Annotated in this window: 16 protein-coding genes; 8 read left to right on the forward strand and 8 right to left on the reverse strand. The window is 50.7% G+C overall.

The window, feature by feature from the left end:
* Positions 1 to 18: 18 nt before the first annotated feature.
* Together FBR45_RS17200 and FBR45_RS17205 are read left to right on the forward strand one after the other, a co-directional pair.
* Positions 19 to 2,223, forward strand: a complete 2,205-nt coding sequence (locus FBR45_RS17200; RefSeq protein WP_138504527.1) for a peptidase domain-containing ABC transporter — start codon at positions 19 to 21, stop codon at positions 2,221 to 2,223.
* Positions 2,223 to 3,521, forward strand: coding sequence for an HlyD family secretion protein (locus FBR45_RS17205; protein ID WP_138504529.1), 1,299 nt, complete (start codon positions 2,223 to 2,225; stop codon positions 3,519 to 3,521). The genes FBR45_RS17200 and FBR45_RS17205 overlap by 1 nt, the downstream gene beginning before the upstream one ends.
* A 26-nt stretch (positions 3,522 to 3,547) precedes the next feature.
* Here FBR45_RS17205 and FBR45_RS26880 read toward each other — a convergent pair whose 3' ends face one another.
* Genes FBR45_RS26880 through FBR45_RS26890 form a run of 3 tightly spaced genes read right to left on the reverse strand, consistent with a single transcriptional unit; the run spans position 3,548 to position 4,273 of the window.
* Complete coding sequence (locus FBR45_RS26880; RefSeq protein WP_138504531.1) at positions 3,548 to 3,778, reverse strand: IS1 family transposase; 231 nt, start codon at positions 3,776 to 3,778, stop codon at positions 3,548 to 3,550.
* Positions 3,708 to 3,959 carry an IS1 family transposase gene (locus FBR45_RS26885; protein ID WP_394344390.1) on the reverse strand — a complete coding sequence of 84 codons (252 nt, stop codon included), beginning with the start codon at positions 3,957 to 3,959 and terminating at the stop codon, positions 3,708 to 3,710. The genes FBR45_RS26880 and FBR45_RS26885 overlap by 71 nt, the downstream gene beginning before the upstream one ends.
* Positions 3,960 to 3,961: 2 nt before the next feature.
* On the reverse strand, positions 3,962 to 4,273 hold the full coding sequence (locus tag FBR45_RS26890; protein ID WP_138504535.1) for an IS1-like element transposase: 312 nt from the start codon (positions 4,271 to 4,273) through the stop codon (positions 3,962 to 3,964).
* Between the two features lie 444 nt (positions 4,274 to 4,717).
* On the opposite strand from FBR45_RS26890, the gene gldC reads away from it, so the two are divergent.
* From gldC to FBR45_RS17240, 3 genes are all read left to right on the forward strand, one after another.
* Positions 4,718 to 5,068 (forward strand): gliding motility protein GldC, encoded by a 351-nt coding sequence (gldC, locus tag FBR45_RS17225; protein WP_077923419.1) that lies wholly within the window; start codon positions 4,718 to 4,720, stop codon positions 5,066 to 5,068.
* A 72-nt stretch (positions 5,069 to 5,140) separates the two neighbouring features.
* Positions 5,141 to 6,298: a thioredoxin family protein gene (locus FBR45_RS17230; protein WP_138504537.1), complete on the forward strand. Its 1,158-nt coding sequence runs from the start codon at positions 5,141 to 5,143 to the stop codon at positions 6,296 to 6,298.
* Positions 6,299 to 6,713: 415 nt separating this feature from the next.
* Positions 6,714 to 8,375, forward strand: coding sequence for an FAD-dependent oxidoreductase (locus FBR45_RS17240; RefSeq protein ID WP_138504541.1), 1,662 nt, complete (start codon positions 6,714 to 6,716; stop codon positions 8,373 to 8,375).
* A gap of 11 nt (positions 8,376 to 8,386) precedes the next feature.
* Here the strand turns inward: FBR45_RS17240 and FBR45_RS17245 are convergent, their stop codons facing one another.
* The 4 genes from FBR45_RS17245 to ispG all read right to left on the reverse strand — a co-directional run bounded on the left by FBR45_RS17245 (position 8,387) and on the right by ispG (position 11,676).
* Positions 8,387 to 8,941, reverse strand: coding sequence for a tetratricopeptide repeat protein (locus FBR45_RS17245; RefSeq protein ID WP_077923425.1), 555 nt, complete (start codon positions 8,939 to 8,941; stop codon positions 8,387 to 8,389).
* A 65-nt stretch (positions 8,942 to 9,006) separates the two neighbouring features.
* Positions 9,007 to 9,357, reverse strand: a complete 351-nt coding sequence (locus FBR45_RS17250) for an MmcQ/YjbR family DNA-binding protein (RefSeq protein ID WP_138504543.1) — start codon at positions 9,355 to 9,357, stop codon at positions 9,007 to 9,009.
* An 18-nt stretch (positions 9,358 to 9,375) separates the two neighbouring features.
* Positions 9,376 to 9,564 (reverse strand): DUF6728 family protein, encoded by a 189-nt coding sequence (locus FBR45_RS17255; protein ID WP_077923462.1) that lies wholly within the window; start codon positions 9,562 to 9,564, stop codon positions 9,376 to 9,378.
* A 78-nt stretch (positions 9,565 to 9,642) separates the two neighbouring features.
* Positions 9,643 to 11,676 carry a (E)-4-hydroxy-3-methylbut-2-enyl-diphosphate synthase gene (gene ispG / locus FBR45_RS17260; protein ID WP_138504783.1) on the reverse strand — a complete coding sequence of 678 codons (2,034 nt, stop codon included), beginning with the start codon at positions 11,674 to 11,676 and terminating at the stop codon, positions 9,643 to 9,645.
* Between the two features lie 273 nt (positions 11,677 to 11,949).
* Between ispG and FBR45_RS17265 the strand changes: the two genes are divergently transcribed.
* Entirely contained in the window at positions 11,950 to 12,282 is a 333-nt protein-coding gene (locus FBR45_RS17265) for a hypothetical protein (RefSeq protein WP_138504545.1), read from the forward strand.
* Positions 12,283 to 12,308: 26 nt separating this feature from the next.
* Here FBR45_RS17265 and aroQ read toward each other — a convergent pair whose 3' ends face one another.
* Positions 12,309 to 12,731: a type II 3-dehydroquinate dehydratase gene (gene aroQ / locus FBR45_RS17270; RefSeq protein WP_138504547.1), complete on the reverse strand. Its 423-nt coding sequence runs from the start codon at positions 12,729 to 12,731 to the stop codon at positions 12,309 to 12,311.
* A 97-nt stretch (positions 12,732 to 12,828) separates the two neighbouring features.
* Here aroQ and xerD point away from each other — a divergent pair, with 97 nt between their 5' ends.
* Entirely contained in the window at positions 12,829 to 13,734 is a 906-nt protein-coding gene (gene xerD, locus FBR45_RS17275) for a site-specific tyrosine recombinase XerD (protein WP_138504549.1), read from the forward strand.
* Between the two features lie 69 nt (positions 13,735 to 13,803).
* Positions 13,804 to 14,370 carry a pentapeptide repeat-containing protein gene (locus FBR45_RS17280; RefSeq protein ID WP_138504551.1) on the forward strand — a complete coding sequence of 189 codons (567 nt, stop codon included), beginning with the start codon at positions 13,804 to 13,806 and terminating at the stop codon, positions 14,368 to 14,370.
* Positions 14,371 to 14,448: the final 78 nt, after the last annotated feature.

Consider the following 14,448-nt stretch of genomic DNA (forward strand, 5'->3'; position numbering starts at 1 on the left):
ATTCATTAGTGTGATCTTATGCCCCTCAAGTTTCCTTTCTACAAACAGTTAGACCAACGTGATTGTGGGCCTACCTGTTTACGAATGGTAGCCCAGCATCATGGACGTATGCTCTCACAGGAGTATTTGCGTGAAAAATCATCGTTGAATCAGGAGGGTGTATCACTTGGTGGATTAGCCGAAGCAGCCGAAGCGATCGGTCTGCAATCACTGGCTGTTAGTGTACCGCTCGAAACACTACAACAAGACGTTCCTTTACCTTGTATTGCCTATTGGCGGCAACGGCACTTTGTTGTTGTGTATGCCGTTAAACAAGGACGCATTTATGTCGCCGATCCAGGCTATGGCTTACTCGATTACTCGCCTGGAGAGTTTTGTAAGGGCTGGCTCAACAGTAAACATCCACAACCTGGCGATGAGGGCATTGTGCTGGTGCTGGAACCATCGCCGGCGTTTTATGAAGAGGGAGATAGCGGCAGCGAAGCCAAACAAATCAATCTCTCGTTCTGGTTCCGGTATTTTCGACCATACCGGGCTTTATTGATACAACTAATGCTCGGCCTTGGTCTGGGAAGTCTTTTGCAGGTCGTCTTTCCGTTTCTGACACAAGCGCTCATTGATTACGGCATTAATTTCAATAATCGCAGCTTCATTTATATTATTCTGCTGGCCCAGTTAGTCTTGTTTGCTGCCCAGACGCTGGTGCAAATTTTTCGGGACTGGCTGCTGATTCACATGACCAGTCGGATTAATATTCGGATGCAGGCCGATTATTTGATTAAATTGATGCGGCTGTCAGTAGGATTTTTTGACTCTAAAAATATTGGAGATTTACTCCAACGCATTCAGCGTGACCATGCCCGTATTCAAAATTTTATGTCGGCGGTCACGCTTCGGGCCCTATTTTCGATACTCGAAATTCTAGTCTTCGGCACCATCCTTGCACTTTATAATCTGACTGTATTTGGGATATTCCTGACGGGTGCAGTTTTATATATTGGCTGGACTTTTTTGTTCCTGAAACGTCGTAGACTTATCGATTACCGATATTTTGATGAGGGCTCTGGGCAGCAGAGCAGTTTAGTGCAACTCATTAATGGGATGCAGGAAATTAAACTAAATGGCTCTGTACGACGCCGACGGTGGGAGTGGGAAGCTATTCAGATTCGTTTGTTTCGTATTAATCTAAAAGCACTGGCCCTGAACCAAAGCCAAACGTTGGGTGGGTCTGTTCTAAATCAGTTAACGAATATACTGGTAACATTCATTGCTGCTAAATCAGTTCTTGACGGACAAATAACGTTGGGCATGATGTTGTCGATTCAGTTTATGCTGGGTCAGTTGAATGTTCCGCTCAACGATCTTATTTCATTTATTCAGAACGGTCAGGATGCACTATTAAGTCTTGAGCGTATTTCGGAAGTGTATAACAAGCCTGATGAAGATAGCCCTGAGCAATTGAGAGAACTGCCCAGCGATAAATCGATTCGGATCGATGGAGTATCGTTTCGCTATGGTAGCGGCACATCTCCGCTTGTGCTGGATAACGTTTCGGTAGCCATTCCAGCCGGGAAAGTTACGGCTATTGTAGGAAGTAGTGGTAGTGGCAAAACAACTCTCTTAAAGCTTTTACTGAAGTTTTATGAACCTACAACGGGAACTGTTCAGATTGGGAATCGAAATCTGAAAGATATAAATAGTGCCTATTGGCGGTCCTGTTGTGGTTGCGTTATGCAGGATGGTTATTTATTTGCCGATAGCATTGCCCGTAATGTAACGGAATCAGCCACTGATGGATTGATTGATAAAGGTAAGTTACTGGATGCTGTTAGTTTAGCTAAACTGGACACATTTGTCGATGAATTGCCGACAGGATTTAATACACGGGTAGGTAGCAGCGGCATGAGAGTAAGTGGTGGGCAAAAGCAACGGTTGTTGATTGCCAGAGCTATTTATAAAGACCCTGACTATCTATTTTTTGACGAAGCAACCAGTGCCCTTGATGCAAACAACGAGCGAGCTATCCAGGAAAACCTGAATCGGTTTTTTAAGGGGCGTACAGTGCTTATTGTTGCTCACCGGCTGAGTACAGTGCGATATGCTGATAATATTATTGTGCTGGAAAAAGGATGTGTAGTTGAACAGGGGACCCACGAGGAGCTTGTACGCAGGCAGGGCGCGTATTTTACGCTGGTAAAAAATCAGTTAGAATTGAGCGAATAATGGCATTGCAGGAACGGGCTGAGGAATTGACCGACTACAGCGAGCAGGTACGGGAAGTACTGACCAGACCACCTTCAGGCTTAATCAGGTGGGGTATTGGTATAGTGGTTCTGGGTGTTGGTTTATTGGGCGGGATAGCTTCATCGATTCGTTATCCGGATACGCTTACCGGGCCAGTAGTGCTCACTACCGAACCTCAACCTTTACCAGTGGTTACCAGAGTCAATGGTAGGCTAGGGCGTCTCTTAGTAAGAAATGGTCAATTTGTTCAGAAAGGTCAGCCTTTAATTGAAATTGAGAATACCACTCGTTTAGTAAACATACCACGGCTTCATCGGTTGACGATGGATGTACGTCAATTTCTTAAGAATCCGGCAACTCCACTGGTATTGCCCGAAGAAATTACGTTTGGCGATATTCAGGGAGAAGTAAATACACTTTATACAGCCTGTAAGAGTTACCATCGGTTGCAATCTGATGGGTATCTGGCAACCCAATTAAGTTTGTTGAGTCGAGAGATTAAACAGTATCGTCAGTTAGTAATTGTTAACGAACTACAATCGGCTATCAATACCAGTGAAGTGAACAATGCCGAGAAAAAATATCGAATCGATAAACGGTTGTTTTTGGAGAAAGTGTATTCACAGGCCGAGTTTTTGGCCCTAGAAAATGAATACCTGCGTCGAAAACGAGAAAAGGAAGAGTATCAGAAAACAGTACTACAAAATAACCTTCTCTTAGTCAGTAAGGAAAAAGAGAGACTCAATTTACAGCAACAACAGACACAACAGATAAGGACAACCTCAGATAATATTCAACAGGCACTAAACAATATTGAAAATCTGTTGCAAGTTTGGCAGCAAAATTACTTACTTACTTCCCCTCTTTCAGGACGGCTATATTTTTTGGAAACACTGGCAGAATTGCAATCGCTTCGATCTGGAGATAGCTTATTTGCAATTGTTCCGCTAAATACGCCTTTGATCGGATTAGCAAGTTTATCCGCCCAAAAACGTGGAAAGCTACGTATTGGACAGTCTGTTATTATTCGCCTGGCTGATTATCCGTTCGAGGAGTATGGTGTTATACGTGGCAAGGTAAAGGCGATTTTTCAATCATCGGACAATGCGCGTGGCCGGGTTAGTATTGTATTGCCCGATCAACTTACCACATCTTATCAACGAAAGTTAGTTTATAGGTATGAAATGCCCGGCACTGTTGAGGTTATAACGGACGATCTTTCGCTTCTACAACGTGCTTTATTTGGATTGAGAAAACTACTGATACAAAGGCAATGACCTCTAGTTCTATATTTGGTAGTGGCTTAACAGCGTTGATGAATAAAGAAATAGTGGTTAATAAACAAACCAATTAACGTATCATGAATGACGACCGATTTGGAAAAACATATCGTGCGACGAGTGAGCTGTTTCAAGCGGGTGCGTAGGGTCAAGTGCTTGCGCTCCAAACTTTGTAACAAGGCTTTAGACTCTACTCGCCGTGCTTGGTCCAGACAATCGAAATAGGCCCGCGACGGCGGCCCGGCACCAGGCATCGGTGATCCAGCCGCTGACCTGAATCTGGGCCGCTTGCAACAAAGCTAACAGCCGGCTGAAAGTAGCATGTGTCCGGCGACCAAAGACAAAGGCCACCACTTCACCAGTGCTCGCATCTTCCACCCACCACAGCCAACGAGGCCGCTGTTTGCTGCCCAAGAACGACCACATCTCATCCACTTTTAATATGATTCCTTATAAGCATAGTTAGGATTGACCTGGATGATCTGACCGTTTTTTTTAAGCTGGCTACTGACTGTGTTTCGGCTGATCTTGAGCACACGAGCCGTGTCGCGTACCCCCGCTCCGTTGATGGCCATTTGAGTGAGCTGAACTTGGACGGCCGGATCACAGGCTTTGTGGGTGTAAAAGGCCACAAACGTGCGATTGCAATCCCCACAGCGATAGCGCTGTGTACCGCTACGGGTTTTTCCGAACCGCTGCACTTGTTGAGTCAGCCCACAATGTTTGCAAACAACCGCTTCTAAAACCATCCACAAAGATACCTAATTCAACATCATTGGGCCACTACCGGGAGTCTTTTTCATTATCCTAAACAGCCTCTTAGTATAATAACCTATTCTAAAATAAGCAAGGGTAGTTTTTTGTCGGCTTCTTTATGAATCGGGCATGATTTTATCAACAATTTTTCATTGTCAGGTAACAGCTAAGAAGTGTCGGTTGGCTTTCTACATTCGATAGCCTCACTCCTCATAATCAACAGGTCAACAAGTTTTCCAGCTATCCGTATCATTCATCGTGTTTGGGTCAATCCCCAGTTTTCTGGTCCTAAAACTGGGTAGTCAACACTGCGCTCAGCCACCACCCATTTTATCAACGGTGTTATCGTTTGTAATAAGGTATTTTGCCTGATTTGAACTACGCTTTGTTGATAGGCAGAGCATGGCTTTCCAGCCGGGCTGCGTAACTTTGCGCCCATGAAAAAGTCTGATATTCATTTCTCAGTTGAGTTAGATGGGCAGAACGTTCCCGAAAAGATTTTCTGGGACGCTACCGACAACCCAAATGAAGGCCTGAGCGACACCCGGGCCATTGCCATTGCGCTTTGGGATCATTACCATAACAGCACCCTCAAAATCGACCTCTGGACCAAGGACATGGAGGTAGTCGACATGAAGCGGTTCCTGATCGAAATCATGAGCGGTATTGCCGACACAGCCATAAGTGCCACGGGCGACAAGAAAATGGCCACCGACATAGAGAATACCTGCCGGGTTCTGAGCAAACGGCTCGAAGAAGAAATCAAAGAGCAACAGAAGCAACAGTAGAAGGTACCGATCCAGATAATCTGGTCGTTAATTTGCTAGAGACTGTCTGTAACAGACGTGATTTCATTCTTCATGAAAAAGATTTTAGTCGTTCTTCTGGCGGCTCAGGCCCTGCTGGTTTCTGTCGCTACGGCTCAAAAGGCAGGAATTCAGTTCCGAACTTCGCCGATTGCCGCTGTCTTTCAGGAAGCCCGTCGTACGGGAAAGCCGGTGTTCGTCGAGATTTTTTCGCCGACCTGCCATGTCTGCGAAAGTTTCATACCCACGCTGGCCGACGCCCGGGTAGGTAAGTTCTACAACGGCAAGTTTATCAGTACCAAGCTGGACATCGGTTTGCCCTCAACGCGGGCCTTCCTGGATAGCCGCCGACTCTTTGTACCGTCGCTGCCGTTGTTCCTGTATTTCGATCCGCAGCAGAACCTGATGCATTTCGCGCTCAGCAATAACTCGACCGACGAGGTAATCCGTCATGGTACCAACGCACTGAATCCGCAGGTACGCAGCCAGACCATGAAGTCGAGGTATCAGCAGGGCGAGCAATCGCCCAATTTCCTGATCGACTACGCCATGCTTAGCCGGATAACCAAAGATACGGTGGCCAACATGGCTGCTATGAACGACTACGCCCGCCAGCAATCGCCGTCCACCTTTGCGAACCAGACGAACTGGCTGGCGCTACAGAAGCTGGTTCTCGACTATGAGAATCCTATGTTTCAGTATATGCTGAGTCACCTCGACCAGTATCGGAAGGCTTACGGCGCTGAGCCAACCCGACAGGTAGCCGAAAATATTCTGATGTCGTCGCTTTACAGCGGACGCGGAACCCAGTTCTCAATTGCTAAAATTCTGGATGTTCGCCAGGGGCTGGTTAAGATAGGCATCGACCCGAAGGTAGCCGCTAACCGTACTTTGCTGCCGGAAGTTAACGCCTATTTCCGGGCTAAGCAGACCGCAAAAGCCGTAGATCGCATGGACGACCAGGTAAACGCCAACCAGTTGTCGGTACCCGAGTATCTGTACATCTCGCGTCTTTTCAACCGGTCGAGCCCCGACGCAGCCGATGCGCCAACGGTTGTTAAGTGGATCAACAAAGCGCTGGCGCTGAAGCCCAGCGCCAAAGAGCAGGCCGATCTGTATACCGAACTGGCCACTGCTTACCGCCGAAGCGGCAAAACCGACGACGCCCAGAAAGCGGCCCAGAAAGCCAAAGGACTCGGCGTATCCCGCTAAGTAGACAGTCTGACATAATAAGGCCCAACGCCCAACGCCACCCGATCGTGTGGGGCGTTGGGCTTTATTATGCTTTCCTGAAACCGGTTGGCCCTCCATATTGGCAACAAAGGCAAAAGAAGTGACCGGCCTGGGTATATATGATTTATGGGCTACTTATAATAAGGCATCTCGCAATAGCCGCAGTACGAAACGTTATCATTTGAGAGGCAAGGTATGACTAGTAAGCCTGCAGGCTGGTTCTTACGGGTGTTGGGGGTATGGCCTGGCACAAAAGAACCTATTTATGCAGAATAATTTTAAATCAGGCGTCGATTACAGGAGCGGCATCTCCTATTCCGCAGACGGAGCGGGATGTAAATCCCGCGCTGGATCAGAATCCGGGTTATTGATTAATCAGTATAGATTCGTTCGTATGACTACCCTAAACACCTTTTTCACTGCCTTTCTCGGGCTGGTTTTACTAACCAGCAACACCTCGCCTGCCCATCGGCCAAACGCCGTCCGGCGCGCTGACGTTATTATTTATGGCGGTACGTCGGCAGCGGTTATAGCCGCCGTACAGGTCAAAAAAATGGGAAAATCCGTTCTGGTCGTTTCACCCGATAAACACCTGGGCGGGCTTTCGTCGGGCGGGCTTGGCTTTACCGATACCGGCGATAAGTCAGTCATTGGTGGTCTGGCCCGCAACTTCTACCAGCGGCTGTATGACCACTACCAGGACGACAAATCCTGGAACTGGCAGAAGCGGAGCGAATACGGCAACAAAGGACAGGGAACACCCGCTATCGATGGAGCCGCCCGAACGATGTGGATTTTTGAACCGCACGCAGCCGAACAGGTCTTCGAGGATTATGTCCGCGAAAATAAACTCACCATCTACCGCAACGAATGGCTTGACCGCACGGCCAGCGGCATCCAGAAAAAAGGCAGCTCCATTCAGTCGTTCAGAACGCTGAGCGGTACGATTTACGAAGGCAGGATGTTTATCGACGCCACCTACGAAGGCGATCTGATGGCGCTGGCCGGGGTCAAATACCATGTAGGACGTGAGGCCAACAGCGTTTATGGCGAAACCTGGAATGGCGTACAGCCTGAAGTTTTCCAGCATGGCCATCACTTCAAAACCAACGTAAGCCCCTACGTGGTACCCGGCGATCCTAAAAGCGGCCTCCTGCCCGAAGTCTCGGCAGAACCCATAGCGGCCAAAGGCTCGGGCGATACCAAGATTCAGGCCTACTGCTTCCGGATGTGTCTGAGTAACCATCCCGACAACCGGGTGCCTTTTCCCAAACCCGCTGGCTACGATCCCAAACGCTACGAACTGCTGGCGCGGGTGTACGCGAACGGCTGGACAGAAACCTTTAATAAATACGACCCCATTCCCAACCGGAAAACCGACACCAACAACCACGGTCCGTTCAGCACCGATTATATTGGCAAAAACTACGATTACCCGGAAGCCAGCTACGAACGCAGGCAGGCCATTATCAAGGATCACGAACTGTACCAGAAAGGACTCATGTACTTCCTGCAAAACGATCCCCGGGTGCCGGCCGATGTACATGAGAAGATGCAGCAGTGGGGCCTGCCCAAAGATGAGTTTACCGACAACGGTGGCTGGCCGCATCAGCTGTATATCCGCGAGGCCCGCCGGATGATTGGCGAGTTTGTGATGAAAGAGGCCGATGCCCTTGGCAAAACCAATGTCCCCAACTCGGTAGGCATGGGTTCGTATTCGCTCGATGCCCACAATGCCCAGCGTTACGTGAAGGCAGACGGTTTTGTGCAGGACGAGGGCGATATTGGTGTTCATCCAGACAAGCCCTATTCCATTGCGTACGGATCCATTATGCCCAAAGAAGCGGAGTGCAACAATCTGCTGGTGCCGGTATGCATGTCGGCCTCACACATTGCCTATGGGTCTATTCGGATGGAGCCTGTATTTATGATTCTGGGACAGTCGGCCGCCACAGCCGCGGTGCTGGCAATCAACAACAAAGTATCTCCACAGCGGCTCCCATACGCTACGCTTCGCCCGGTGCTGGAGAAAGACGGACAGAAACTCACTCTGTAATCTAGTACAGCTTATTTATCCTGGTAGACCGGCCGCGTAAAGGGTGGCTGGCGCAGGAGATGGAACGAATTTTCATCGCCCATAGAGACAGCCCGGCGCAAGTCGCTTTCCGCCTGGGGTAACTGACGAACCTGTATTCGGGCCAGAGCCCGCCAGCGATAGGCATCGGCTTTCTCGTCGCGAAAATGCCAGACAGCTTTATCAAACTCCCGGAAAGCGTCGGTATACTGCTCAATCTGATAGAAGGCAATACCCCGGTCGAGGTAACAGTCGGCCAGGGTATTGTCGCGATTTACGGCCTGAGTCAAATCGTAAATCGCCGAATAGTAGTTCTGCTGGGCCAGCTGGCATTTGCCCCGGCAGGCGTAGGCCAGCGCCGATTTGGGATACTGTCGAACGGCGTCGTCGAAATACCGGTGTGCTTCTTCAATCTCTCGCTTCAGGATCAGATCAATGCCTTTTTGAAACCGCTTGCGATCTTTATCGGTAGGCGTGTCGTGGTCTACCAGATAATACCGGATGGTCAGATACAGCACGAACAAAACACTAACCAGTGCAACTTCCATAACACAGTCCGATTTTTACACCCTGCGAATTTAAAAAGTTAGGCCCGTACGGGCAAGCGGCCTGCTCACATTAACTGCTCCCGAACGGACTTCGGCAGGCTTTTTCTGACCAGCTCGTACGAATGATCGATCCACTCCTGAATGTCACTGCTCCGAACCCGTCCGTCTACCGTTATCGTACTCCAGTGCACTTTATTCATATGATAGCCGGGCTGTACTGACTCATAGGTTTCGCGGAGCTGAACGGCTCGCTCCGGGTCGCATTTGAGGTTCAGCGTGGTGGGGCGGCTTTCGGTATCGAGCAGGGCAAATATTTTGTTGCCTACCTTAAAAACGAGCGTTGCCTCATCAAATGGAAATGACTCCGTAGTACCGGGTTTGGCCAGACAGTAGTCGCGCAGTGTTTCAGTATTCATAACCCAGTGAGAAGCAGGTTACCGGGTGCAGGCCCTAAAAATCATAACGCCTACGCAGAACAGAAACATGATGATGGAAATCCGGTTGATGCCATGCATCATGCGCAGATTGACGTTGGTTGGATGACTGGGATCTGGTTTCCGGAATACCCGAAGGAAATAGGCGAAAACAGGACCAATTTTGAGGTAATCTAAGATACGGTTCATAGGTTGTCGCAGTCGGGTCCCGGCACGCATCGGTCACGAACCCGCCCTATAGAAGAACAAACTTTACGGTCTGTTCGATCAAAATGTTTCAACTTTTTCGGGCTCTATCCACCGATTATCTTCCCGGATCAGCTCGATCAGTTCATCTACGGCGCGGTCGGCCGGAACCGATTTCTTGATAACCTGCTGCCCCCTGTAGAGTGCAATCTTATCGCGCCCGATACCAACGTAGCCGTAGTCGGCGTCGGCCATCTCGCCGGGGCCGTTTACGATACAACCCATAATCCCGATCTTCACCCCCTTGAGGTGATCGGTTCGCTGCCGGATCATAGCCGTTGTCTCCTGCAGATCGAACAGCGTTCGGCCACAGGATGGGCATGAGATGTATTCTGTTTTGGTAATGCGCGTCCGGGCGGCCTGTAAAATACCAAAGGCCAGTCCATTCAGTCGTTTCAGGGTGTCGGCATCGGGCTGAGCAGCTACCGACAGCATTACCCCATCGCCCAGTCCGTCAATCAGCAGCCCGCCTACGTCTGTAGCCGCATACAGGGGTATATTCTCCTCGGTTACATCTGCATAACCGCGCTCAATGACAACCGGTACCGTTATGCCCTGGTTCATCAGCTCGACGAACAGCCGGCGCAGCTCAGGCATAGCCTGGGTATTGTCTGTATGAATGAGCAGAACCACCGTTTTATCGTCGCGCAGCTGGGCCAGCAGCGACGGCGACAGCTCGGCCAGGGTCAGCCGCACGAAGTTGAGCCGGTTGTGTAAAGGGCCTGACCCCTGCCGGGCGGCCTGGTACTGCGCAACGGTCAGCAGTGGTACTATGTTAAGCGGGTCGCCTGCCGACTGCCAGACGGTATAATCCTGAATTTCTTTCAGGCCATTGGGCAGCATAAATCCGGCGGGTTGCGAACCGGTGTAGACGTAATCGGCACCCAGATCGTTCATGCGCCACTTATCCGGAACGGGCAGGTAAAAATGACCGATGGGATGCAGCACGTCATGTTCCTGAACCGGCGTATGGCTGAAGTCCGCAATAACCCGAGGCACGTGCTGACCACCGAAGTTGGCTACATCGTGGGTAATTCGGCGGGCGTATTGAAACGGGTTGATCGGATAGGTCGTTACCGGCGGAATAGGCCGGACACCCGTCGACAGGTCCTGCGATACCCGGCTGGTATACCGGTCAATTAGAGCTTTGGCCACGGGGGCTTCGCGCTCGGGCTCTTCGGTCAGTGACACCCGTACTGTATCGCCGATGCCATCTTCGAGCAGGGTTCCGATGCCGAGGGCCGACTTGATCCGTCCGTCTTCGGCTTCGCCGGCTTCGGTTACGCCCAGGTGGAGCGGGTACGGGTTCAGCCCTTCTTCGTCCAGCCGCTGCACCAGCAGCCGATACGCCTGTACCATCACCTGCGGGTTGCTGGACTTCATCGACAGTACGATGTTATAATAGTTCTCGTCTTCGCAGATCCGCAGGAATTCGAGCGCCGACTCAACCATCCCAACGGGCGTATCGCCGTAGCGGCTCAGAATCCGGTCCGATAGCGAACCGTGGTTTGTTCCGATGCGCATGGCTGTGCCGTACTCCTTGCAGATACGCACCAGCGGTAGAAACTTCTCCCGAATACGATCCAGCTCGGCCGCGTACGCAGCATCCGTATACTCAATGAATTCGAAGCGCTTTCGGTCGGCATAATTGCCAGGGTTGATACGCACTTTCTCCACGATCCGGGCGGCCAGCTCGGCTGCGTTCGGCGTGAAGTGAATATCGGCAATCAGCGGGGTAGTATAGCCGCGAGCCCGCAGCTCTTTGCGAATATTCTCCAGGTTCTGCGCTTCTTTGACCGATGGGGCCGTAATACGTACGTACTCGCAGCCAGCCTCGATCATGCGAATCGTCTGCTCAACTGATCCGGCAGTATCCATCGTATCAATGGTAGTCATCGACTGCACCCGTATGGGATAGTCGGACCCCATAGGCACGTTGCCAATGGTAACCGGAATGGTTTTACGACGGGTGTACTGAGTCAGCGAAGGGGTGTAAAGCACCGGCGCATCGGGCGTGGCCGTGGCAATGGAGGGAGTAAGCAGCGAATCGAGCATACGAGTGTCGGCAGGGCCGTTTGTCAGGGCAAAGGTACGGAAAAGGGTGGTTCCCGTACCTTTGCCCATCTGCCAGAACAACAGTAAGCTTTTCTGAAATGTTCGGTTCCAGCAATACGGACAAACCCGGGTATACGCCTGTCGATTAAGCCGTTGCAGGAGTTTGGACAAACAATTGCCAAACGCCGTCGGTTAAAACGTAAACAGGATGTCCTGACTATGATTCGTATTTCTAGCTGGGAACGCTACCAAAGTCAATCAACTCAACACATTATGAAAACCAACGTATTTTCAGCACTGGTTCTGGTGCTTCTGATGTCGGCAGGCGCCTACGCCCAGGACAGCACTGGTATGACCCGTCGTGAACTCCGCAAACAGGAACGTATGGAGCGTAAAGCCCGGGTAAAAAGCTCCATGAAAGAAACCGGCCGTAATTTGGGCGATGCCGCTACCGAGGTGGGCCGTGGTGCCAAGGAAACCGCTAAAGATGCTGGCGACGCTATCAACCGGGGTGTCGATAAAGCCGGTAACGCCATCGAAAACGAGGCCGACAAAGTAAAAGCCCGTCGCGAAGCCAAACGGGCCGCCAAACGAGATACTTTATAAGTCCACTGTGCCTGCTGACGCTGTGCCTACAGCGTCAGCAGATACCGGATGGCCAGTTCGTAGCCAGTGAGGCCTAATCCGGCAATTACCCCTTTACATTTGGCCGACAGGTAGCTGTGATGCCGAAACGACTCCCGGGCGTGTACATTGGATATATGCACCTCTACCGCCGGCGCAGTCACCGCCGATAGTGCGTCGGCCAGCGCAATCGACGTGTGCGTATACGCCCCCGCATTGATCACAATGCCATCGATATCGAAGCCCAGCTCGTGAATTTTGTCGAGCAGCTCCCCCTCGTGGTTCGATTGAAAGTAGCGCAGCTGCGCATCAGGAAACAGTGGCTCAATACTTTTCAGGTAATCGACAAACGAACGATTGCCGTAGATATCCGGCTCCCGTTTGCCTAAGAGGTTCAGGTTGGGGCCATTAATGATCAAGATCGATTTCATGCTGATTTTACGGGTCTGGACGTTTGGTTGGCGGTTTCGCCGAATACTGCGTACTTCGTGACGGAGTCGCCGGTGCGGCTGTTAACCGACATTTCCTGTGTGGCAAAGTTATATAAACGCTTTTAAGAACTACCTCAAGCTTGAACGGTCTCTGGCCGAAAACTCAATAGAAGCGTATCTGCACGACGCCGAAAAACTACATGAGTACATTTTGCTAACCGACCCCGCATTGTCGCCCATGCAGGTGTCGGAGAAACAGCTGATGAATTTCCTGAAGTACCTGGGCGAGCTGGGTCTGTCGGCACACAGCCAGGCACGGATGCTGTCGGGGCTCAAATCGTTTTTCAAATACCTGCTGCTCGAAAACCTCATCCAGCACGATCCGACGCAGCTACTGCAGGCGCCCAAGCTTGGCCGCAAACTGCCCGACACGCTTAGCTTCCCCGAAATCGAGTCCATTCTGGAGGCAATCGATTTGTCGACACCCGGCGGCACCCGCGACCGGGCCATGCTCGAAGTGCTTTACAGTTCGGGATTGCGCGTCTCGGAGCTTCTGAATCTGCGGCTCACGAACTGCTACTTTACCGAAGGATTCATCCGGGTGCTGGGCAAGGGCGACAAGGTCAGGCTCGTTCCCATCGGTCAGGATGCGATGCACTACACCCGTATCTACGTTGATCACGTTCGTTCGCAGCTACCCATTCAGAAAGGTGATGAAGACACAATTTTTCTGAACCTACGGGGCCGGCAGCTTTCGCGCATTACGGTGTTTACAACGATCAAGAAACTCACCGCCGACGTGGGCATTCAGAAAACGATTGGCCCCCATACCTTCCGGCATTCGTTTGCCACTCACCTCATCGAAGGTGGTGCCGATCTGCGAGCCGTACAGCAGATGCTTGGCCACGAATCCATCACGACCACCGAAATCTACACCCACCTCGACCGCGATTATCTCCAGCAGACGCTGCGCGAATACCACCCCCGGAGCCGCCGACATTGACAAGCCCGGCAGGCAATCCAGCTCTACCAGCTACCATTTGTAAACCTTTCCCCAGTATTTTAGCTACACATGGAGTACTTCAGCCAGCTTTTCGACCAGCCCGACCAGTTGCCCGACCATTGGTACGATCAGGAATTTGAGCAGTGTACGTTTAGGAAACTGGATCTGTCGCAGCAGGTGCTGGCCCGGTCAAATTTCACCAATTGCCAGTTCGACACCTGCAATCTGGCGGGTTGCAATGTAAAGAACACCAAATTTGACGATGTTCATTTTGCCCACTGCCGGTTGAGCCAGGTCGATTTCAGCTTCTGTAACACCTTTGCTTTTCACGTCGATTTTGAGGAGTGTCAGCTCGACTACACGGTTTTTCTGGGCCGTAACCTGAAGAAGACGCGCTTCGTAGACTGCTCGCTGAAAGAAGCTCATTTTCTCAAGTGTGACCTGACGGGCGCGGTTTTTAAACACTGCAATCTGGAACTGGCTAAGTTTGGCGAAAACAACCTAACCCAGGCCGATTTTTCAACCTCCTATCACCTGCGCATGAACCTTGATGACAATAAAGTAAAGAAGGCCAAATTTTCGCTACACAACCTACCGGGCCTCCTCACGCGATACGACCTCACCATCATCGAATAAAAAATCATTCATCATTCATCATTCATCATTCATCATTCATCATTCAAAAAAAAGTCCCTGCCATCGAACCGACAGCAG

It is taken from the genome of Spirosoma lacussanchae (genome assembly GCF_005870035.1).
GTDB lineage: Bacteria > Bacteroidota > Bacteroidia > Cytophagales > Spirosomataceae > Spirosoma > Spirosoma lacussanchae.

Coding starts and splice junctions, on each gene's coding strand:
- FBR45_RS26890 (WP_138504535.1), bottom strand. CDS start 4,273: ATGGTTTTAGAAGCGGTTGTTTGCAAACATTGTGGGCTGACTCAACAA.
- gldC (WP_077923419.1), top strand. CDS start 4,718: ATGAAAAAGTCTGATATTCATTTCTCAGTTGAGTTAGATGGGCAGAAC.
- FBR45_RS17245 (WP_077923425.1), bottom strand. CDS start 8,941: ATGGAAGTTGCACTGGTTAGTGTTTTGTTCGTGCTGTATCTGACCATC.
- FBR45_RS17280 (WP_138504551.1), top strand. CDS start 13,804: ATGGAGTACTTCAGCCAGCTTTTCGACCAGCCCGACCAGTTGCCCGAC.
- ispG (WP_138504783.1), bottom strand. CDS start 11,676: ATGCTCGATTCGCTGCTTACTCCCTCCATTGCCACGGCCACGCCCGAT.
- FBR45_RS17255 (WP_077923462.1), bottom strand. CDS start 9,564: ATGAACCGTATCTTAGATTACCTCAAAATTGGTCCTGTTTTCGCCTAT.
- FBR45_RS17200 (WP_138504527.1), top strand. CDS start 19: ATGCCCCTCAAGTTTCCTTTCTACAAACAGTTAGACCAACGTGATTGT.
- FBR45_RS17230 (WP_138504537.1), top strand. CDS start 5,141: ATGAAAAAGATTTTAGTCGTTCTTCTGGCGGCTCAGGCCCTGCTGGTT.
- FBR45_RS17240 (WP_138504541.1), top strand. CDS start 6,714: ATGACTACCCTAAACACCTTTTTCACTGCCTTTCTCGGGCTGGTTTTA.
- FBR45_RS17265 (WP_138504545.1), top strand. CDS start 11,950: ATGAAAACCAACGTATTTTCAGCACTGGTTCTGGTGCTTCTGATGTCG.
- FBR45_RS26880 (WP_138504531.1), bottom strand. CDS start 3,778: ATGCCTGGTGCCGGGCCGCCGTCGCGGGCCTATTTCGATTGTCTGGAC.
- FBR45_RS17250 (WP_138504543.1), bottom strand. CDS start 9,357: ATGAATACTGAAACACTGCGCGACTACTGTCTGGCCAAACCCGGTACT.
- FBR45_RS17205 (WP_138504529.1), top strand. CDS start 2,223: ATGGCATTGCAGGAACGGGCTGAGGAATTGACCGACTACAGCGAGCAG.
- aroQ (WP_138504547.1), bottom strand. CDS start 12,731: ATGAAATCGATCTTGATCATTAATGGCCCCAACCTGAACCTCTTAGGC.